Annotated in this window: 23 protein-coding genes; 12 read left to right on the plus strand and 11 right to left on the minus strand. The window is 69.8% G+C overall.

What is annotated here, in order from left to right; genetic code table 11:
- Positions 1-4: 4 nt before the first annotated feature.
- From J7656_RS11990 to J7656_RS12005, 4 genes are all read right to left on the minus strand, one after another.
- Positions 5-421, minus strand: a complete 417-nt coding sequence (locus J7656_RS11990; RefSeq protein WP_017342672.1) for an Hsp20/alpha crystallin family protein — start codon at positions 419-421, stop codon at positions 5-7.
- Positions 422-425: 4 nt separating this feature from the next.
- The gene (locus tag J7656_RS11995; protein WP_017342671.1) at positions 426-581 is read right to left on the minus strand and encodes a DUF7559 family protein; all 156 of its coding nucleotides are present in this window, start codon (positions 579-581) and stop codon (positions 426-428) included.
- Positions 582-643: 62 nt separating this feature from the next.
- On the minus strand, positions 644-2071 hold the full coding sequence (locus J7656_RS12000; protein WP_211553413.1) for an ATP-binding response regulator: 1428 nt from the start codon (positions 2069-2071) through the stop codon (positions 644-646).
- Positions 2072-2119: 48 nt separating this feature from the next.
- Positions 2120-2515 (minus strand): hypothetical protein, encoded by a 396-nt coding sequence (locus tag J7656_RS12005; protein WP_017342669.1) that lies wholly within the window; start codon positions 2513-2515, stop codon positions 2120-2122.
- Positions 2516-2616: 101 nt separating this feature from the next.
- Here J7656_RS12005 and J7656_RS12010 point away from each other — a divergent pair, with 101 nt between their 5' ends.
- Positions 2617-4479: a radical SAM protein gene (locus J7656_RS12010; protein ID WP_017342668.1), complete on the plus strand. Its 1863-nt coding sequence runs from the start codon at positions 2617-2619 to the stop codon at positions 4477-4479.
- Between the two features lie 3 nt (positions 4480-4482).
- Positions 4483-5337, plus strand: coding sequence for an MBL fold metallo-hydrolase (locus J7656_RS12015; protein WP_211553415.1), 855 nt, complete (start codon positions 4483-4485; stop codon positions 5335-5337).
- A gap of 29 nt (positions 5338-5366) precedes the next feature.
- On the opposite strand, the gene J7656_RS12020 is transcribed toward J7656_RS12015, so the two are convergent.
- Both J7656_RS12020 and J7656_RS12025 read right to left on the minus strand, forming a co-directional pair.
- Positions 5367-5987: an HAD family hydrolase gene (locus J7656_RS12020; RefSeq protein WP_017342666.1), complete on the minus strand. Its 621-nt coding sequence runs from the start codon at positions 5985-5987 to the stop codon at positions 5367-5369.
- Between the two features lie 95 nt (positions 5988-6082).
- Positions 6083-6565: a DUF7321 family protein gene (locus J7656_RS12025; RefSeq protein ID WP_017342665.1), complete on the minus strand. Its 483-nt coding sequence runs from the start codon at positions 6563-6565 to the stop codon at positions 6083-6085.
- A 139-nt stretch (positions 6566-6704) separates the two neighbouring features.
- Here J7656_RS12025 and J7656_RS12030 point away from each other — a divergent pair, with 139 nt between their 5' ends.
- The 10 genes from J7656_RS12030 to J7656_RS12075 all read left to right on the plus strand — a co-directional run bounded on the left by J7656_RS12030 (position 6705) and on the right by J7656_RS12075 (position 13177).
- Positions 6705-7658, plus strand: a complete 954-nt coding sequence (locus tag J7656_RS12030) for a DUF7319 domain-containing protein (protein ID WP_017342664.1) — start codon at positions 6705-6707, stop codon at positions 7656-7658.
- Positions 7659-7753: 95 nt separating this feature from the next.
- The gene (locus J7656_RS12035) at positions 7754-8401 is read left to right on the plus strand and encodes a halocyanin domain-containing protein (protein WP_017342663.1); all 648 of its coding nucleotides are present in this window, start codon (positions 7754-7756) and stop codon (positions 8399-8401) included.
- On the plus strand, positions 8398-8787 hold the full coding sequence (locus J7656_RS12040; protein WP_017342662.1) for a DUF7318 family protein: 390 nt from the start codon (positions 8398-8400) through the stop codon (positions 8785-8787). Before J7656_RS12035 ends, J7656_RS12040 begins: the two co-directional genes overlap by 4 nt.
- Positions 8788-8794: 7 nt before the next feature.
- Positions 8795-9604, plus strand: a complete 810-nt coding sequence (locus tag J7656_RS12045; RefSeq protein WP_007346158.1) for a cytochrome b — start codon at positions 8795-8797, stop codon at positions 9602-9604.
- Positions 9605-9608: 4 nt separating this feature from the next.
- Positions 9609-10397: a cytochrome b family protein gene (locus J7656_RS12050; RefSeq protein WP_026046181.1), complete on the plus strand. Its 789-nt coding sequence runs from the start codon at positions 9609-9611 to the stop codon at positions 10395-10397.
- Positions 10398-10479: 82 nt separating this feature from the next.
- Complete coding sequence (locus J7656_RS12055; RefSeq protein WP_017342660.1) at positions 10480-10911, plus strand: DUF7315 family membrane protein; 432 nt, start codon at positions 10480-10482, stop codon at positions 10909-10911.
- A 4-nt stretch (positions 10912-10915) separates the two neighbouring features.
- On the plus strand, positions 10916-11200 hold the full coding sequence (locus J7656_RS12060) for a DUF7314 family protein (protein WP_017342659.1): 285 nt from the start codon (positions 10916-10918) through the stop codon (positions 11198-11200).
- Positions 11201-11311: 111 nt separating this feature from the next.
- Entirely contained in the window at positions 11312-12058 is a 747-nt protein-coding gene (locus tag J7656_RS12065) for an NAD(+)/NADH kinase (protein WP_211553417.1), read from the plus strand.
- 95 nt (positions 12059-12153) lie between these two features.
- Positions 12154-12597 (plus strand): DUF7313 family protein, encoded by a 444-nt coding sequence (locus tag J7656_RS12070; protein ID WP_096393565.1) that lies wholly within the window; start codon positions 12154-12156, stop codon positions 12595-12597.
- A 169-nt stretch (positions 12598-12766) separates the two neighbouring features.
- Complete coding sequence (locus J7656_RS12075) at positions 12767-13177, plus strand: hypothetical protein (RefSeq protein WP_157745925.1); 411 nt, start codon at positions 12767-12769, stop codon at positions 13175-13177.
- A 171-nt stretch (positions 13178-13348) separates the two neighbouring features.
- Here J7656_RS12075 and J7656_RS12080 read toward each other — a convergent pair whose 3' ends face one another.
- The 5 genes from J7656_RS12080 to J7656_RS12100 all read right to left on the minus strand — a co-directional run bounded on the left by J7656_RS12080 (position 13349) and on the right by J7656_RS12100 (position 18351).
- Positions 13349-14671 (minus strand): M28 family peptidase, encoded by a 1323-nt coding sequence (locus tag J7656_RS12080; RefSeq protein WP_211553419.1) that lies wholly within the window; start codon positions 14669-14671, stop codon positions 13349-13351.
- Between the two features lie 97 nt (positions 14672-14768).
- A complete protein-coding gene (locus tag J7656_RS12085; RefSeq protein WP_017342655.1) occupies positions 14769-15428 on the minus strand; it encodes a DUF420 domain-containing protein in 660 nt (219 codons plus the stop codon).
- A gap of 84 nt (positions 15429-15512) precedes the next feature.
- Positions 15513-16565: an NAD(P)-dependent glycerol-1-phosphate dehydrogenase gene (locus J7656_RS12090; RefSeq protein ID WP_017342654.1), complete on the minus strand. Its 1053-nt coding sequence runs from the start codon at positions 16563-16565 to the stop codon at positions 15513-15515.
- Positions 16566-16709: 144 nt separating this feature from the next.
- On the minus strand, positions 16710-17408 hold the full coding sequence (locus tag J7656_RS12095; RefSeq protein WP_017342653.1) for a LysE family translocator: 699 nt from the start codon (positions 17406-17408) through the stop codon (positions 16710-16712).
- 148 nt (positions 17409-17556) lie between these two features.
- Positions 17557-18351: a DUF2103 domain-containing protein gene (locus J7656_RS12100; protein ID WP_017342652.1), complete on the minus strand. Its 795-nt coding sequence runs from the start codon at positions 18349-18351 to the stop codon at positions 17557-17559.
- Between the last annotated feature and the right edge of the window lie 98 nt (positions 18352-18449).

Genomic DNA, 18449 nt, shown 5'->3' on the forward strand with positions numbered 1-18449 from the left:
CGCGTCAGTCGTCTTCTTCGACGACGTCGACGTCGCTCGACCCGCCGCGTTTGGGGATCTCGACGTGGAGCGTGCCGTTGCGCGTGAGCGTCGCGTTCGCGCCCTCCGGGGTCACGTCGGCGTCGCGCGGGAGGTCGACGCTCCCGGACAGCGAGACGCCGCGGCCCGGGAACACGAGGTCGTAGCCGTCGTAGAAGTCGCGGAAGCGTTCTAAGTTTACCTCAACGGTGCGGTCGAGGAAGGTGACGTCGACGTCCTCGCCGCGGACGCCGGGCGCGTCGAAGACGACGAGGTAGGCGTCGTCGCTCTCGAGGAGGTCGTGCGAGAGCGGGCGGCGCTCCTGGACGCGCCCCCACCCGCGACCGACGCGTTCGAGGGCGCTCCGGAGCGCGGACCGACCGGTCTCGACGAGTCGGCTCACGGGCTCACACCTCGATTTCGACGAGGTCGCTCCCCCCGCAGTACGGACACGAGAGGTCCTCGACCGCGTGGTCGTCCGGCACGTCGTACGTGTAGTGATTCTCGAACATGTCGAGCTCGCAGTCGTCGCTGACGCACTTGACCTCCATCGTCGATGGCATATATCGACGTATTGTGTCGGCGACGGCTTAAACGGCGTGGCGGCGGCGGTCGCGTCGCCGTTTCAAGGAGTCGGGCCCGTCCGCACCTCGATCCGCGCACCCTCCGCTCCGTCAACGGCCTCGACGCTCCAACCGTGCGCCTCGGCGATCCGGGAGACGATGCTCAGGCCGAATCCGGTCCCCTCCGAGGCCGTCGTGAATCCGGCCTCGAAGACCTGATCGCGCAGGTCCTCGGGTATCCCCGGCCCGTCGTCGGCGACGAAGAACCCCGCGGTCGAGTCGAGTTCGCCGACGCGGACGGCGACGTCGTCGCCCCCGTGATCGACGGCGTTCCGCACGAGGTTCTCGAGGAGCTGGACGAGCCGCTCACGGTCAGCGTCGACAGTCGAGTCCACCTCGACGTCGAGGCTCGCGTCCCCCGTGGCGACGCCCGACCAACAGCGGTCGACGGCGTCCTCGACTTCGACCGGCTCGACGTCCGTGACCCGCTTCCCGTTTCTCGCGAGCGTGAGCAGCTGGTCGATCCGTTCGAGCGTTCGGTCGTGTGCGCGCGCGGCGCGGTCGAGGTCGGAATCGTCGTACCGCTCGCGCGCCAGATCGACTCGCCCTTTCGCGACCGCGATGGGATTCCGGAGGTCGTGGGAAACGACGCTGGCGAACGATTCCAGCTCCTCGTTGCGACGTTCGAGCTCCGCCTCGTACTCCTTCCGCTCCGTCACGTCCGTGATGAACCCCTCCAACACGGCGGTGCCGTCGACGGTGGACTCGACGAGACAGCCGCGCTCCCACATCCAGCGCAGCTCGTCGTCCCGCGTGCGGATCCGATAGGTGATCTCGAACTCCTCGCCCGTGTCTATCGCCGCCTGGACGACCTCCCACGCCCGTTCCCGGTCGTCCGGATGGATGACGTCTTCGCCCCAGACGACCGCGTCGCTCGCGAGTTCCGCCGTCGTGTAGCCGGTGATCGGCTCGCTCTCGCCGCGGACGAGCTCCATCGGCCACCCGGGCGCGTTCCGGCAGCGATAGACGAATCCGGGGAGGTTCCCGATGAGCGTCTCCAACCGCCGCCTGTCGCGTTTGCGGGCCTCCTCGGCCTCGCGGCTTCGACCGTGAGCCACGGCCTGCCGGACCCGCTCGCGCAGCCCTTCGCCCCCGTCGGTCGCGTCGAGAGGGACGTAGTCGGCGACACCGTTCGCGATCGCCTCGCTCGCGACCCGTTCGGAACCGGACGCCGTGGCGAGGACGACGGGCACTTCGGGGTCGCGGTCCCGGACCTCCCTGAGGAGTTCGATCCCGTCTCCGTCGGGCAGATCATGTCCGGCAACGACGCAGTCGACCGGCTTCCGCCGCAGCCGTTCGACCGCCGACTCGATGCTCGACTCAACGGTGACGTCGAACTCCGCGTTCGGCCACTCCGTCCCGAAGGAGCGCGCGTCGCCGCTCTCCGGGACGCTGAGGACGCGGACCGTCTCCCCGGGAACATCTACCATACCCGGTCCTCATCGGAGTACAACATAACAATTGGGGAACCGATCGGGTCACGCCTTCAGTCCGCGGTACCGCTCGGGGACGACCGTCCGTTCCGCGACCGACACGACGAGGGCCCCGAACGCGACGCCGGTGACGAAGCCCGGCCCGTACGGGAAAAGCTCCGGGGCGAACGCGAGCGATACGCCGAGCCAGACGGACGCGACGAGGATCGCGGCGCCCGCGGCGACGTACGCCAGCGTCTCGTATCTGTCCGGCGGGAGCCGGTCCCGGGCCAGCCACGCGAGCGGTCCAACGGAGATGGCGGTGGCGGTCGCCCACGCGAGCGAGGCGCCCAACGGCTTAGGGTCAGCGGCGTAGAACTGTACCGCGGCGAACGCGCAGACGACGCCGATCGAGAGGTACTGCCCAATCAGTCGGCGCCGATCGACCGTCTCGGAGGGCATGGCCGTCGTTACCGGGCGCTTTGTTATAAGTGGCCGGCCGCGGAGCGCCGGGTCGACCGTTCCGCACGCTTTTCCCCGCTCGGCCGACTACGGAGGGTAACATGACCGATTCGCCCGCGTCGGCCCGGGGGTCGCTCCCGGCCGACCCGAACGACCTCTCCGTCACGATCGTCGACGGGTACGTCGACGAGCCGGCCCACTTCGGCGTCCCGCCGTACCTCTCGACGTACCCGCGGTACACGGCGGGCGCGCTCGTCGACGCGGGCGTTCCGGAGTCGCAGATCACCTACCACACCATCGACGAGCTCCGCGAGGACCGGAGCAAACACGCCGACGTGGCGGACGCCGACCTCATGGTGTACGTCGGCGGGATGACGGTGCCCGGCAAGTACGTCGGCGGCACCCCCGCGGAGCCGGACGAGGTGCGCGAGCTGGGCTGGACCGCCGACGGCGTGACGCTGCTCGGCGGCCCGGTGCGGTTCGGCGTCGGCGAGGAGAACGCGGGCGCGCAGGAGACGCAGCGCGACGACCTCGACTACGACTTCGTCGCGATGGGCGACGTCGAGGCCGCGGCCCACGACCTCGTCCGCGAGGGATTAGAGGGGTACGGCAACCGGATGCGGACCAACGAGGAGGTCGACCGGTGGGCGCGGCGGGGGGCGTTCGTCGTCGAGCAGCACCCGAACCACCCGGACTACCTCATCTGCGAGATGGAGACCTCGCGCGGCTGCGCGTACCGCTGTTCGTTCTGTACGGAGCCGCTGTACGGCGATCCGGCGTTCCGGGAGGCCCGGTCGGTCGTCGACGAGGTCGACGCGCTCTCGGACCGCGGGGTGCGCCACTTCCGGCTCGGGCGGCAGGCCGACATCCTCGCGTTCGGCGGCGACGGCGAGGCGCCGAACCCCGACGCCCTCCGGGAGCTGTACGGCGGGATCCGCGAGGTCGCGCCCGACCTCCGGACGCTCCACCTCGACAACATGAACCCGGTGACGATCACCGACTACCCGGAGGCCTCCCGGGAGGCGATCCGCGTCATCGCCGAGCACAACACGCCCGGCGACACGGCGGCGTTCGGTCTCGAGTCGGCGGACCCGGTGGTCCAAGAGGAGAACAACCTGCTCGTCACCGCAGAGGAGTGCTTAGAGGCCGTCCGCGTCGTCAACGAGGAGGGCGGCTGGCGCCCGGGCGACAGTCCGGAGACGACGCCCGGCGACACGACGCGCGTCACCGGCCCCTCGACCGGCCCGGACGCCTCGCCGCGGCTGCCGAAGCTGCTCCCCGGGATCAACCTCGTCCACGGGCTGACGGGCGAGCGCCCCGAGACGTACGAGCACAACAAGGAGTTCCTCCAGACCGTCTACGACGAGGGGCTGATGCTCCGCCGGATCAACATCCGGCAGGTGATGGCGTTCGCCGGCACGGAAATGGCGGAGACGGGCGCCGACATCGCGCAGGAGCACAAAGACCAGTTCCAGGCGTACAAGCGGGAGGTCCGCGAGACCATCGACAACCCGATGCTCGACCGCGTCGTCCCGCCGGGGACCGTGCTGCCCGACCTCCACCTCGAATACCACCAGGACGGCAAGACGTTCGGTCGCCAGCTCGGCACCTACGCGCTCCTCGTCGCGGTGCCCGGCGAGCGCGAGCTCGGCACGACCATCGACGTGGCGATCACCGACCACGGCTACCGCTCCGTGACGGGCGTCCCGTACCCGCTCGACATCAACGCGGCCTCGATGGACGAGCTGACCGCCATTCCGGGGATCAACCGGAGTACGGCCGGCGACGTCGTGGTCGGCCGACCGTACGACTCCGTCGAGGCCGTCGACGCGGTCGCCCCGGGGACCGTCGACCTCTCCGCGTACGCCGTCGCCGGCGACACCGACGTGCCGATTCCGGGGCGCGAGCGCCCCGGCTCCGGTCCCGGACCGGCCGTACGGTCGTCGCTCGGCCGCGGGGACTGAGCGATGTCGGGCGACGGTCCGAAGTCGGGCGACTCCCCCGCGGTCACCCGCGTCGAGGTCCCCGTCGACACGCGTGCCCCCGGCGGGACGACGAACGCGTACCTGCTCGACGGGCTCCTCGTCGACCCGGCGGCCCGGACCGACCCGCTCGACGCCGCGCTCGCGGAGCGCGGGGCGGCCGACGCGGTCGCCCCAGCGGTCGAGGCGATCGCGGTCACCCACGCCCACCCGGACCACGTCGGCGCGGTCGCGGACTACGCCGCCCTGACGGACGCGACCGTCGTCGCCCGTGAGGGCCACGCGGACCGGTTCGCCGCGGCGACCGGGGTCGAGCCCGACGAGACGGTCGCGCCGGGCGAGACGGTCGCCGATACCGGAGTCCGCGTCGTCGACGCGCCGGGACACGCGCCGGACCACGTCGCGTTCGCGGCCGGGGACTCGACGCCGGGATCGGGCCGGTCCGTGCTGTGCTGCGGCGACCTCGCCGTCGCGGAGGGTAGCGTCGCAGTCACCGCCCCCGAGGGGGACCTGTCCGCGTACCTCGAAAGCCTCGAACGGGTGCGCGACGCCGGCTACAACCGACTGCTCCCCGGACACGGGCCCGCGATCGACGACCCAGTGGCGACGTGCGACCGACTGATCGAGCACCGCTTGGCGCGCGAGCGCGACGTGATCGCCGCGATCGATGACGGCGCCGTGGACCTCGACACGGTCGTCGACGGCGCCTACGAGAAGGATCTGGCCGGCGTGCGGGACCTCGCGCTGGCGACGGTCGCCGCGCACGTCGAGAAGTTAGTCGCGGAGGGGCGGGTCGACGAGGCGTGGCGCGCACGACTGGCGGATCGCGACTTCGACTGACTTCGCGGTCCGGGGGCGCGTCGAACCGCCTACGGCTCCGCTTCGAGTTCGCCGACGACCTCCGACAGCGGCGTCTCCGTCACGTCGACGAAGCGGCCGCCGGCGGCGACGATCCCCCCGTCGGTCTCGGGGTCGTCCCCGACGTGGACGAGTCCCGTCGTGGTCGTGTCGAGCGCCTCGGCCGCGGCCTCGAACGCGGAGGGATGGGGCTTCCGCCAGCCGCAGCCGACGCTCGTCGTGACCGCGTCGAACTCGCCGCGGAGCCCGGCGCGGATCAGCGTCCGCGGGACGAGTTCGGGGACGGCGCAGTTCGAGAGCAGGCCGACCGAGCCGCGCTCGGCGGCGCCCCGGACCGCGTCGAGCGCGCCGTCGCGCCGGGTCACGTCGGGGTCGAACGCCGCGATGACGGCGTGTCTGGCGACGTTCTGGTCCGCGTCGACGCCGCGGGAGTCGAGCGCGCGGGCGACGTGCGCGGGGAGGGGGACCTCCGCGCCGGCCGGCGCCTCGACGTGCTGCTCGCCGTACGCGACGTGCCAGTCGTCGGGGACCGTCACGCCGCGGGACTCCAGTTCGCGCGCGACCGCTTCCGCCGGGTCGGACGGGTACTCGACGTCGACGAGGGTCCCGAAGAGGTCGAAGGTGACTGCCACGATACCCCTGTTACGGGTAAACCCGGATTGAACCTGTCGGTCGGGGAGACGGGTTTCGACGCGCAGCAAATAGACCGTTCGCCGGGGCGCCGCGGTCAGATCATCGACGCGAGGTGGAGCGTGTACAGCCGGTAGAGCCCGGTTACCCACGCGCACAGCCACAGCAGCATGAAGCCGGCGACGCCGGCGCGGAGCCGCTTCCGCCAGTGGCCCATGTCCTCGTGGATCTCGTCGATGTCGACGTCGAGATCCTCGTAGGCGTCCGCGTTCCGCTTCGCCTGGAAGATCCGCACGATCCCGGTGAGCGCGAACGCTAGGAGGGCGTACGCCTGAACGCCGAAGAACGCGTGGAGGATCGCCATCCCCGTCAGCTGTTCGAGGACGCGCGGGATCATCCACCCGACGATGGGAACCGTCGTGAGCACCAGTCCCGCGACGATATACCGCAGGTGCCGCATCAACACGTTCCACGACACCGTCTCCGCGTCGATCATGATCCAGGCGCCGTACAGGAGGAAGGGAAGGCTCGTCGTCACGGACACCCCGGCGAGCGCCGCGATGACCGACTCGTCGACCATGCGAGCTGCTACGTGCTCCGGCGCGTAAAGCCCCCCGATCCGCGTCCGGCGGTGCGGTCTCCGGACGTGCGGTCCCGGGCTCCCGGCGGCCGGGCGCGGACGAAAACAGTTAGCGTCAGGAGCACGTAGCGCCGGGGTGATGGAGGACACCTCGACGCGGTCGGAGTCGGAGTCGCCGCCGGAGGAGTCGGCCGATCCGGCGTCCGACGGTTCGGACGACCGCACGTCACCCGACGACGGCGAGTCCGCGGCGGGCGAGGGCGACCAATCCGCGGCGGCCGACGTCGACGATCCCACGACGGGCGATATCGACGATCCCACGACGGCCGATGCCGAGGGGACGCGAGCGGACGAGACCGACATCGAGGCCCTCCGCGAGCGCGTCGAGTCGGAGTACGACTTCGACGACTTCGGCCCCTCCGACATGGCGCAGATGAGCGCCGAGGAGTGGGACGCCGCCTTCGACCCGGACACGTGGATCACCGGCGACCGACTCCTCGAGCGCGTCGACGCCGAGCTGAAGTCGCGGATCGCGACCCGCGACGTGTTCGGCGTCTTGGAGCGCGTCCGCGAGGACGGCGAGGAGCGCATCCTCGTCTACTCCGACGAGGGGTACGCGATCATCCGCCCCACGGGCGAGGTGCGCGGCGAGGGGACGGTGCTTCGGGACATCGAGCCGGTCGTCGCGCTCGCGGCGATGGAGTCGTACGAGGTGCCCGAGCCGCCGGAGAACTGGTCGCTTCCGCACCCGGACAGCGTCCCGGAGGGCTCCGGCGAGTTCGGCAACCTCGTGGTGCAGGCCGTCGCCGCGGTACAGGTGCTCGCCGGCGCGGCGCTCCTCGTCGCGAGCGCCGTGGCCGACCTCGGGACGATCGTCGCGCCGGCGATGGGCGTCGTCTTCCTCTTGGTCGGCCTCTTCCTCTTCGCGATGGTGGCGAACGCGCGACTCTCGGACCGGTTCCGCTCGGAGGAGTACCGGGACCGGCTGCGCGCGCTCCGCGAGGCGAAGGAGCGGCCCGGGTTCGTCCCCGTCGAAGACGGCGCCGTGACCGACGAGGACGCCGACGCAACGGAGCGCGACCGAGAGGAGTAATCCGACGATTTCGACGGTTTCAGCCCCCGAGACCTGCTCCACGTCGGCGGTTTCAGTCGGTGGGTTTAAGCGAACCCCGTCCCGAGTGAGCCTGTATGAAAAGGCGGGACTTCGTGCGGACGGCCGGCGGCGCGACCGCCGCCGTCGCGGCCTCCGCCGGGGCGACCGGAACGGTGGCTGCACAGGAGGTACAGCCCGACTGGCCCAGCGGGGCGGCCGACGGGAACGTCGGGTCGTACACCGACGCCCGCGGTCAGGACGAGGTGACCATCTCGGTCGGCGCCGGCAGCGACGGCCTCGCGTTCGACCCGACGCTGGTGTGGGTTGACGAGGGAACGACGATCACCTGGGAATGGACAGGCGCCGGGGGTTCGCACAACGTCCAGACCGTCGATGGCGGCGGTCCGGCAGCCCTCGACAGCGGCGACCCCGTCGGCGAGGAGGGGGCCACCTACGAGTACGAGACGTCCGGCGAGGACGCCGGCATCACCCACTACCACTGCGTGCCCCACACCGCGGTTGGCATGCACGGCGGCCTCGCCGTCGGCGAGGACGTCGCCACCGTCGAGACCGGCGGCGCGAGCACCGGGTGGCCGGAGGACATCGCCAAGGTCGGCGTCCCCCTCCACGCTCACTGGGTCGGCATCTCCGCGATCCTCGGCATCGGGATGACGTTCGTGTTCACGTTCTACATGCTCAAGTACGGCGAGTCGGCCCACACGGGCCACGGAGGTGCCAGATGAGCTCCGGCAGCTCCTCGTACGGCGATATCCACCGATACGAGCCGGCCCGCGAGAGCACCGCCGCCGCGATCGCGATCGTCCTCCTCACCGTCATCGAAGTCGTGTTCGTCGCCCTGTTCACCTACGGACTGATGTCCGCGTGGGCGTCGACGGAGGCGGGGAACATGTACGTCGGCGCGCTGTTGGCCTTCATCTTTATTGATCTCGCGTTCATCCTTCTCCTGTACCGGAAGGAGTTCCTGCCGGACGTGATGATCGTGAAAAAGCGTCGCCGCAAGTGGGAGGATCTGTACGTCCGCGAAGAGGACAAGGAGGGCAAAGGCATCGACACCGGCGGCCTCGCGGAGACGCTGAAGCGCGCGGTGTACCCGTACTACAAGAAGTGATTCGACAATGAGTCTGAAAAAACAAGACGACATGGACCACAACGCGTGGCTCAAGAGTCAGGACCTCACGGCCATCGAGACGGCGTTCCTGACCACGCTCATCTGGCTGGACAAGCGGCTTCGCATCGTCGACTACCTCGAGCTGCTGGAGACGATGTACTACCGCGCGAACCTCCAGATGCCGAAGAGCCACACCGAGCAGTACGACCTCGACAACAAGTTCTGGTACTGGTACCCGTTGTACTCGCTCGGGTCCCTCTCCATCATCGCGTACCTGCTCGCGGCGGTCTCGGGCGCGCTGCTCGGGTTCTACTACGCGCCGTCGACCGCGGGCGCGGCGGCGCAGGGCGACCCCACCGCCGCGTACGACTCGATGGTGATGATCATGCAGGACGTCCAGTTCGGCTTCATGCTCCGGTCGATCCACCGCTGGGCGGCGCAGTTCATGGTGGCGGCGGTGTTCCTCCACATGCTGCGGGTCTACTTCACCGGCGCGTACAAGGAGCCGCGCGAGGTCAACTGGATCCTCGGCGTCGTGCTCATCGCCCTGACGCTGCTGTTCGGCTTCTCCGGGTACGTCCTCCCGTGGAAGCAGCTGTCCTTCTGGGCGGCGCAGATCGGCGTCGAGCTGGCCCTCGCGACCCCCATCGTGGGCGAGTGGGCGGCCCAGCTGCTGTTCGGCGGCTTCACCCTCGGACAGGCGACGCTCGTGAGAATGTACATCCTGCACGTGTTCGTGTTGCCGTTCGTGGTCACCGCGCTCATCGCGATCCACGTCGGCATCGTCTGGGTGCAGGGCATCGCGGAGCCGCACTAATCCAATGACCGACGACACCACACCCATGACGGACGGAGGCACCGACGACGAGGCGCGGACCGACGGCGGCCCGCCGGCGACGGTCCCCCCGGACGACGAGACGCCGACCTGGTCCGACCGGAAGGAGCGCAGCCAGGGGCTCGCACAGCTCACCTACCAGTACTTCGAGCGCTCCCGGCGCGAGGACGAGGACCTGCGCGCGGAGTCGACGTACGTCGAGCGCGACGTGCTCGGCTTCCCGACGTGGCCCCACGAGACCATTCGGAACCTCGCGATCACGTCGTTCTTCCTCGGGGTCATCCTGCTCGTGGCCTCGATCCTGCCGTCGCACTTCGGCGACCCGGCGAACCCCGGCTCCACGCCGGCGATCATCCTGCCCGACTGGTACCTCTACTGGTCGTTCGGCCTGCTGAAGCTCAGCCCGATCAACCCCGAGCTCGCGGTGTTGGGCGGTAACATCATCGTGTCCAACGAGCTGTACGGGCTCATCGCCCACGGCGCCATCTTCGGCGTCATCACGCTCGTCCCCTTCCTCAACAAGGGCAACGCACGTCGCCCCGTCGAGGAGCCGGGGTGGGCCGCGCTCGGCGTGACCGGGGTAATCTTGGCGATCACGCTGGCGGTGCTGGCCATCCAGAACTTCTTCCCGGTCCCGACCGAGCTGCTGTTCTCGCTCGTGTTCATGGTCCCGATCGCGGGCGGCGTCATCACCTACGCGGTGTTGAAGACGATGCGCGAGGGGTACATGTACGACCTCAACCGACGGTACTACATGCTGCGGCCGCCGAAGTAAGCGGCCGACCCAGTCCGCTGCGGTCCCGCTGCCGAAGCGCGGCCGGGCTCCCGCCCCCGCCGTTCCGACGCTCCGTATTCCCATGTCATCCTCAACAGACGGCGACGCCTCGCAGGCGTTCGACGAGACCGGCGATCCGATCGCGACCGACGACGACGCCGACCCGCGCAACGAGCCGACGGGCCCGCGAGAGGGTGCGAGCGGCCGGGAAGTCGTCGTCCCCTTCCGGCTGTACAAGGCCGTCACCGTCTTCTCGACGCTCGCCGCGGTTGTCACCTACTTCGTCGGGTTCACGCTCATCGACGCCGCGACGCTTCAGATAAGCTTCGTCCGGACGACCATCGTCTACCTGCTCGACAGCGCCGGAATCTTGCCGCCGGAGGACGTGCTCGTGGCGGTACTGGCGATCACCGGCGTCGGCTTCATCGTCCTCGGGACCGCCGTGTACGTGCTCGGGACCCGGTTCCGCGGACAAGGGATGGGAAAGTCTCAAGACGACCCCAGCGAAACGTGAGATAATGGCAGACGAGTTCATGAAGGGCTTCGCCCTGTTCACGATCGGCGGTCTCGGGTGGATCACCTTCGGCGGCTGGTACCGGACGCCGTCGTACTACCAGGTGTCACAGCTCGTGAACCCGGCGGAGGGCGTGAACACGGCGTACGGCGAGGTCGGTCTGCTCGCGGGCGACGTGTTGTTCTGGCTGATGATCCTCGGCGCGCTGACGTTCTGGGTACTCATCCCCGCCAGCCGGCAGCTCCGCGACGCCCTCGACGACGGCGACGACGACGCGGCCGCGAACTGAACGCACCCCCTCGTCTCGCTTTCTCCGTCTGTTCCGCCGCCCGAGAGCGGCGGCGACGGTCCTCGCCGACGAACCGAGAGCTTTTCACCGCCGCTCACCCCAGCCTCGCGCATGAGTGAGCCGACGCGCCGCCTCGCGGTTCTCGGCGACGGCGACCCGGCAGCGGCGATCCGATCGGCGGTCGACGGCGCGGGCGCCCGTCTCGTCGACCACACCGAGGCGGACGCGGTCGTCGCCGTCGGGGACGCCGCGCTTCGGAAGGCGATGCGCGCGGCCGCGACCGATGACGGGCGTTCGAGTCCGATCCTCCCGATCGGGGACGGTCGTCACGCGGTCAACCCGGACCTCGCGGCCGACCGCATCGCGGACGCCGACGACTGGCTCGGCGGATCGGCGAGCGCGGTCGACGGGTTCGCTCGCGTCCCGCACCCGGTCTTGGCGGTCGACGGCACCGGCGACGGTCGCCGCCGGTTCGCGGCCGCGGACGTCGCCTTCGTGACGGCGGAGCCGGCCCGGATCTCCGAGTACGGGATCGCCTTTTCCGACGGGGAGTCGGTCTCGGTGCGCGCTGACGGCGCCGTGATCGCGACGCCGCTCGGGAGCGACGGCTACGCGGCGGCGGCCGGCGGGCCCGTGGTGTCGCCCGGCGGCGGCCTCTCGGTCGTTCCCGTCTCGCCGTTCACGACTCGCCCCGAGACGTGGGTCGCGAGCGGCGGCGTCCGCGTCACGGTCGAGCGCGAGGCGGAACCGGTCGCGCTGGTCGTCGACGGCGAGCGCCGCGGGACCGTCGAGCCGCACCGCGCGGTCGGCGTCGAGATCGCGGCGACGGTCGATCTCCTCTCGGCGACGGCGGAGTGAGGGGGCTGCTCCCCCACGCCCAACGACGTCCGCGACCCCGTCGCGGGAGCGCCGATCGGAAACACTCTAATACGTCGTGAACGGAAATGGTGGATATGGACCCACTGCAGTTCCTCGTTCCCCTCGGCTGGCTGGCGGCCGCCGGGCCGGCGCTGCCGTACGCGATCTTCGTGATGACCGTCGCGAACCTCGCGACCCGGCACCTCGCGCACAGGCGACACGTCGATCAGGGACAGGAGGCGGACAGCGTGGAGGCGTACACGCCGCACGTGTTCACCAACGTCGGGCTCGTCCTCCTGTCGTTCGTATACATCCTCGTTGCGCCCGTGCGAGGGACGATCCTGTCGGTCCTCGTCCTGGCGATGTTCATCGCCGACTTCTTCGAGCTGGAGGCGCGCAACGTCGAGGCCCGCAACGACATGGAGATCGAGGCGCCGAAGAGCTCGATCGCCGCCTCGCTGGTCGTGTTAGTGTGGACGTCGTACTTCGCGCTGTTCTTCGTCGTCGAAGGGATCTGGAACCAGTTCGTCGTCGCCTGACGGGCGCGCTCCGAATTGAGCGAATTTGCGCTCGGCGCGTGACGTTCCCGTTCCCCTTCTCCACCGCTCCGACGCTCCCTCTATCTCCCCCCTCGCCCGGTCCTTTCGTCACGCTCCACCTACCCCTCTCCACAGTGATTTATATGCGTTCGTCCAGATATTTGGGGTGGTGGAAAAAAATACCAGTACGCGTCGCGGCGCACTGAGATCAACCGCCACGCTGGTAACCAGCGGAACGATCCTCGCGACCGCCGGGTGTCTTGACGGCGGGTTCGGTCCCAGTCTTGACGGTGAGATGGTTGTCGAGGGGCCGATGGTGAGCGTTTCCGCGTCAACCGATCTTTCTGCCACTGATACTGGATACGAACTGGCGATCACCGTCAGCAACAACTCAGAGAGAACCGCTGACACGGATGCCGAGGTCATCTGGGAGGTCAGCAATGACGAGAACGCGGTCGTGACACAAACCGAAACAAAAACCGTTGATCCTGGCGGTGAGACCACGCTTGTCGTAACTGCTGAAGACCCGAACGATTCGGTCACCGCCTATTCGGCGACTGTTCTTGCTGTACCGGCCTAACAGCCACGTAGTCTCTCTCGGTAGTTGTTCCCGGTCTCCGAGCGCATCGTCTACATTTCCGTCAGTTCTTAATTAACACTTCTAGACAAACCAAGTTGCTGTTTGTTAGGGCCGAGAAGGCGGCGGGTTTCCGGCGTCCTGCTCGATCGCCCTGTCCCGACGCTTCCTTCGTCAAAACGTCCAGTCGCCGGTGAGCTTCATCCCCGTCGCCTTCCCCTCGGCTTCGAGCGCCGCGGCGATCTCGTCGGTGTCCCGGCGCGGGATCGACGCGTCCGCCTCGGCGAGGTCGACGACGAGTTCGGTGAGGAGGATCGCCTGCTCCCGGAGGTTCCGCGACTCTAACTTGTCGAGCGTGTCCGCGTGGGTGTGGCCCCAGCCGCGCCCGCGCCCCTCCGTCTCGCCGGAGACCATGTACCCGGGGATCCCCCGCTTCACGAACGGCCAGTGGTCGCTGTGGGGCACCAGCTCCTCGCCCGTCGCGACCGGGTGGTCGAAGCGGTCGCTCACGCGCTCGGCGGTGGCTTCGAGCGCGTCGAAGTCGTGGTGGTCGAGCCGCAGCGTCCGGCCGAACACGTTGCTGTCGACGTTGACGACGGCGCGGACCGCGTCCCGGTCGGCCGCCTCGGCGGCCACCGACGAGCCGACGAGGCCGACCTCCTCGGCGCCGAACGCGGCGAACTTGACCCGCACGTCGAGCTCGTCTTCGCGGGCCGCGAGCGCTCGTGCGACCTCGACGATCGTCGCCGTGCCGGCCCCGTTGTCCATCGCGCCCTCCGCGAGGTCGTGGGCGTCGACGTGCGAGGAGACGATCAAGTGCTCGTCGGTGTCGGGCCCCAGCTCGGCGACCGCGTTTCCGCTCGTCGCGGTCGGCGTCTCGCAGTCGACCGCGACGGTCAGGTCGTCGCCCTCGTTGCGTCGCGCGAGCCGGGCGCCGGTCTCCTTCGAGACGCCGACCGCGGGGATCGCCCCAATCGGATCGTCGGCGGTCCCGACGCTCCCGGTCGGCGGGAGCGTCCCCTCGACGTGGTTGGCGAAGACGAAGGCGGCGGCGCCCGCGTCGACCGCGCGGTAGTACTTCTCGCGGCGGTGGATGAACCGGTCGACGGAGTCCGGAGTGTCCGACGAGACCATCACGACTGTCCCCTCCAAGTCGGCCTCGAAGTCCTCGGGGACGCCGTAGCCAAGGTCGACGAACTCGCCGGTCGCCTCGCCGCTCGGGCTGCGCGGCAGCGCGATACACTCGTTCGGGCCGACCGCGACCGGCTCGTCGGTCGTCGCGTCCCGGACCGCGCTGTCGCCGCGCTCCCAGCCCTGTATCTCGAACTCCTCGATCGCCGCATTTCGCGCGCCCGCGTCGGCGAACGCGTCGCGGGTCAGCTCCAAGGCCTCGCGCTCGCCCGCAGAGCCGGCCATCCGGTCGCCGACGTCGACGAGGTCGAGGAGGTGGTTCCAGCCCGCGTCGCTCGTGAACGTCTCGCCGATCCAGTCGGTCATGGGTAGGCGTGTCGCGGCCGCCGCTCAAGCGTTTCGGTGGCGGCGGGGGCGGCCGGAAGCGAGGAACGAGACGGCGAGCGATCGAGGGCGGCAGCTCTCAGACCGGCACAGCCGGGAGGAGGACCGTCGCGGCCTCGGCGGCCGCGAACGTCGAGTCGTACAGGTGGTTGAGGAGGAGGTAGGTGACGACGCCGAGCGCGAGCGAGAGGATCCACGCGCCCGCGGCGATCCGTCCGACGCGCCGGTGTGGGGTCTCGTTGCGAAGCTCCGGCTCCGTGTGCGTGAGCCCGAGGACGATGGCGTAGAGGACGACCGGGACGGAGATCACGGAGAGAATGATGTGGATCGCGAGCATGATCAGGTACGCGGGGTACACCCAGTCCCACAGCGGGACCCACCCGTACGCCGAGTCCAGCACGAACTCCTTGGTGCCGCCGCCGGCGACCTTCGGGAGGTACATCCCGAGGAACAGGAGGATGAGGCCGAACGAGGTCGTCATCGCGGCCGCGTGTTTCTTCACCTCGTCGTTGCGGATCCAGTACCAGCCGAGCGAGAGGGTGATCACGGTGACGGTGTTGACGGCGGCGATTGCGTGCGCGAGCAGGTTCACGGTCTCCTGTGTGAGCGTCGGGAATAGCGCCTGGAACTCGGGGACCAGAAACACGCCGCCGACGGCGCCGTAGCCGACGACGGTGAGGAGGACGGTTATCGCGGTGGCCCGCTCCTTGGCCCGCTTGCGAACGCTGGCGGTGGACATATTGGGAGGAGGGAACGGAGCGATAAGTCGGCTTCGGGTACTCCCGGCGGTCGAGACGTTTCGCCCGCGACCGCGCCGTCACGACTACCGCTCGATGACGCCCGTCGCGGTCGCGACCTCGACTGCGGCCTCCTCGTTGATCCCGCCTTGGAGGATGGTGTAGCGGTCGCGGATCTCGTGGGCGCTCGTCAGGGCGGCGAGCAGCTCCGCGTCGTCGATCCCCAACTCGCTCGCCGTCGTCGGGGCGTCGAGCTCGTCGAGGGCGTCGCGGATGGCACTCCACCGGCCGTTCTCGCCGCTGTGGAGGTACTCCGTCATGATCGAGGCGACGCCGACCTGATGGCCGTGAAGCGCCTTGCCGGGCGCGATCCGGTCGAGCTGGTGGGAGATGAGATGTTCCGCGCCGGAGGCGGGCCGCGAGGAGCCGGCGATCGACATCGCGACGCCGGAGGAGACGAGTGCCTTCACGACCACCCACGCGGACTCCTCTAAGCCCGGGCGGATCATGTCGGCGTTCTCGACGAGCAGCTCCGCGGTCATCTCCGAGAGCGCCCCCGCGTACTCGCTGTATTCGACGTTGCGGAGGCGGCGGGCGAGCCGCCAGTCCTTCACCGCGGTGTAGTTGGAGATGATGTCCGCACAGCCAGCGGTGGTGAGCCGCCACGGGGCGTCCGCGATGAGCGTCGTGTCCGCGACGACGGCGAGCGGCGGGTCGGCCGCGACGGAGTGGCGGGTGTCGCCCTCGGGGATCGAGGAGCGCCCGGAGACGATGCCGTCGTGGGAGGCGACGGTCGGGACGGAGACGAAGCCGACGTCGAGGTGGTCGGCGGCCATCTTCGCGATGTCGATCGGCTTCCCGCCACCGAGGGCGATCAGGTAGCCAGGGTCGACGGCCTCGGCGGTCGCCTTCAGCTCCTCGACGGCGTCGAAGGAGGCCTCGTCGACGACGGCGGTCGCGGGGTCGTCGAACTGCGCCCGGACGCGGTCGCCGGCGATGTCGTTGGGCGTCGGGCTCGTCACGATCAGCGGCCGCCCCGTCAGGTAGAGCTCGCCGACCGCCTCCCCGAGGTCGTCGATGACGTCGTGTCCCACGAGGACGTTCCGCGGGAGCTTGATCCACGTCGTCTTCTCGAACATACGGGCCGGTCTCGCCGACGGGTCAAAGCCGTTGTCCATGCGGTCGCGGACCGCTCGGGCGCGGTGCGCCGGCGAGCGTCGGTTGACCCGGGCGATCGATCGGTCGCACGCCGCCGAGCGACGCGGTCGATTCGGCCGCGCCCGCTACGCGCCGAGCGCCGCCAGCGTCGTCGCGGCGTCGTAGAGGAAGTAGACACCGAAGCCGGCGAGCACGACGGCGGAGCCGACGGCGACGAGCGGCGCGAACGTCTCGATCCGGCGCTCGGCGGCGACGAGCCCGGTCGGGAAGCTCACGATCCACGTCAGCACGCCGAGGAAGAACCCGCCGATGAGCGCCGGCGAGCCAGTGGCGACCACGAGCGTCCCGGCGAGGTCCGCGCCGACGACGGGGAGCCGGGCGAGCACGTCGAGCTCGCCCGGCCGGAGCATGCCGACGCCGATCGTCAGCCAGAACAGCACCTGGTAGGGATTGGTCAAGGCGAGCACCAGCGCCTTGCGGAACCCCTTCCCCTCCGCGACCATCGGATCATCGCCCGAGGTCGGACGGAAGGATTCTCGGGCCCCTCGGGCGGCGCCGACAGCGAAATACAGCATCAGGACCCCGCCGACCGCGACCATCGCGCCCTGTAACAGCGGGAACGATTCGACGACCGCGACGACGCCGACATACGCGAGGACGAAGAAGATCGCGTCGGCAGTCGCCGCGCCGAGCCCGGCCCGGAAGCCGGCCAGACGCCCGCGGAGAACCGACTCCTCGGCGATCACCGCGTTCATCGGGCCGGGCGGCGCCGCGAGCGCCAAGCCGAAGACGACGCCCGCACCGAGCGTAACGAGGGTACTCACACCGCTCGCAACGCCCGGTTTCGTGAAAAACCTCGCGACAGAGAGGCGGTCGGTAGCGGTCGGTTCCGGGCCGCACGCCCGAGATCGACGCATCGAGGGACAGATCCGAACACTGGGGCCGAGACCCGACCGGAACCGTGGCTCGCGGCTACGCGTCCTGGAGCTCGGCGTCGCGGAGCGCCTCGTTGAGGTCCTCGCGGACGCGTTCGCCGGTCTCGCGGTCCATCGCCGTGGTGACGATCCGGTTCTCCTGAACGCTGGAGCCGTCGCGCAAGAGGAGTCGGACGTTGCCGTTCGTCCCCGCGCGCGTCGCCTTCGCGCGGAGGCCCGTCCGCGAGCCCGTCCCGCCGGCGTCGATGGGACCGGGGACGATCTTCTTGACGTGAGGGTGTTCCGCGACGGTCTGGACGGCCTTCCGCCCCTTGCGGTCGCCGATGAGCGTCGAGTGCGACCCGCCGATCTTCTCCCGGGGCGGCGTCTCGACGACCGCCAGCGACCGGTCGCCCCGACGGTCGAGCACCCACGCGACGACCGGGCTCACGTCCGCCTCGCGGTCGTCACGGGAGTCCGCCGCCGCCCCGCCCTGACCGCTCCCGCTCGCGCCGCCGTCGGGGACGCGGTAGAACTCGTGGTGGAGCTGCGCCCGCGTCTCGCGGAGCGGCTCGCGCTCGCCGGCGGCGTAGACGGTCTCGGGGCGCTTCCGTCGGATCTCGTCGGCGACGCGGCCCGCGAAGTTCCGCAGTTGGACCTCGCTCAGTCGCTCGCCCTCTTCCGGGCGCGTGGTGACCGTCGTCTCGCCGACCACGTCGTCCTCGTCGAGCATAGTCAGGTGCGCGCGGTCGGTCTCGAACTCGGCGACGACGGCGTCGGCGTTGGCGGTGTTACAGGTGAGACAGTAGTCCCCCGGCTTCTCGATGGGGGTGCCACACCGCCGACAGTTCATACGGATCCGAGGAACGTGCGGAATAAAAGGCCGTCCGTTCGGCGCCCGAGACGGAGGCCGTCCCGATGCCCGGAGCGACCCCTTATTACCCTCCCCGG

This window comes from Halorubrum ruber (assembly GCF_018228765.1).
Taxonomy (GTDB): domain Archaea; phylum Halobacteriota; class Halobacteria; order Halobacteriales; family Haloferacaceae; genus Halorubrum; species Halorubrum ruber.

Bases quoted from the DNA above. Each gene is read 5' to 3' on its own strand.
- J7656_RS12055 (WP_017342660.1), top strand. From the start codon at position 10,480: ATGTCATCCTCAACAGACGGCGACGCCTCGCAGGCGTTCGACGAGACC.
- J7656_RS12025 (WP_017342665.1), bottom strand. From the start codon at position 6,565: ATGGTCGACGAGTCGGTCATCGCGGCGCTCGCCGGGGTGTCCGTGACG.
- J7656_RS12045 (WP_007346158.1), top strand. From the start codon at position 8,795: ATGAGTCTGAAAAAACAAGACGACATGGACCACAACGCGTGGCTCAAG.
- J7656_RS12015 (WP_211553415.1), top strand. From the start codon at position 4,483: ATGTCGGGCGACGGTCCGAAGTCGGGCGACTCCCCCGCGGTCACCCGC.
- J7656_RS12035 (WP_017342663.1), top strand. From the start codon at position 7,754: ATGAAAAGGCGGGACTTCGTGCGGACGGCCGGCGGCGCGACCGCCGCC.
- J7656_RS12065 (WP_211553417.1), top strand. From the start codon at position 11,312: ATGAGTGAGCCGACGCGCCGCCTCGCGGTTCTCGGCGACGGCGACCCG.
- J7656_RS12085 (WP_017342655.1), bottom strand. From the start codon at position 15,428: ATGTCCACCGCCAGCGTTCGCAAGCGGGCCAAGGAGCGGGCCACCGCG.
- J7656_RS12030 (WP_017342664.1), top strand. From the start codon at position 6,705: ATGGAGGACACCTCGACGCGGTCGGAGTCGGAGTCGCCGCCGGAGGAG.
- J7656_RS12010 (WP_017342668.1), top strand. From the start codon at position 2,617: ATGACCGATTCGCCCGCGTCGGCCCGGGGGTCGCTCCCGGCCGACCCG.
- J7656_RS12050 (WP_026046181.1), top strand. From the start codon at position 9,609: ATGACCGACGACACCACACCCATGACGGACGGAGGCACCGACGACGAG.
- J7656_RS12100 (WP_017342652.1), bottom strand. From the start codon at position 18,351: ATGAACTGTCGGCGGTGTGGCACCCCCATCGAGAAGCCGGGGGACTAC.
- J7656_RS12040 (WP_017342662.1), top strand. From the start codon at position 8,398: ATGAGCTCCGGCAGCTCCTCGTACGGCGATATCCACCGATACGAGCCG.
- J7656_RS12060 (WP_017342659.1), top strand. From the start codon at position 10,916: ATGGCAGACGAGTTCATGAAGGGCTTCGCCCTGTTCACGATCGGCGGT.
- J7656_RS12000 (WP_211553413.1), bottom strand. From the start codon at position 2,071: ATGGTAGATGTTCCCGGGGAGACGGTCCGCGTCCTCAGCGTCCCGGAG.
- J7656_RS12005 (WP_017342669.1), bottom strand. From the start codon at position 2,515: ATGCCCTCCGAGACGGTCGATCGGCGCCGACTGATTGGGCAGTACCTC.
- J7656_RS11995 (WP_017342671.1), bottom strand. From the start codon at position 581: ATGCCATCGACGATGGAGGTCAAGTGCGTCAGCGACGACTGCGAGCTC.
- J7656_RS12080 (WP_211553419.1), bottom strand. From the start codon at position 14,671: ATGACCGACTGGATCGGCGAGACGTTCACGAGCGACGCGGGCTGGAAC.
- J7656_RS12090 (WP_017342654.1), bottom strand. From the start codon at position 16,565: ATGTTCGAGAAGACGACGTGGATCAAGCTCCCGCGGAACGTCCTCGTG.
- J7656_RS12070 (WP_096393565.1), top strand. From the start codon at position 12,154: ATGGACCCACTGCAGTTCCTCGTTCCCCTCGGCTGGCTGGCGGCCGCC.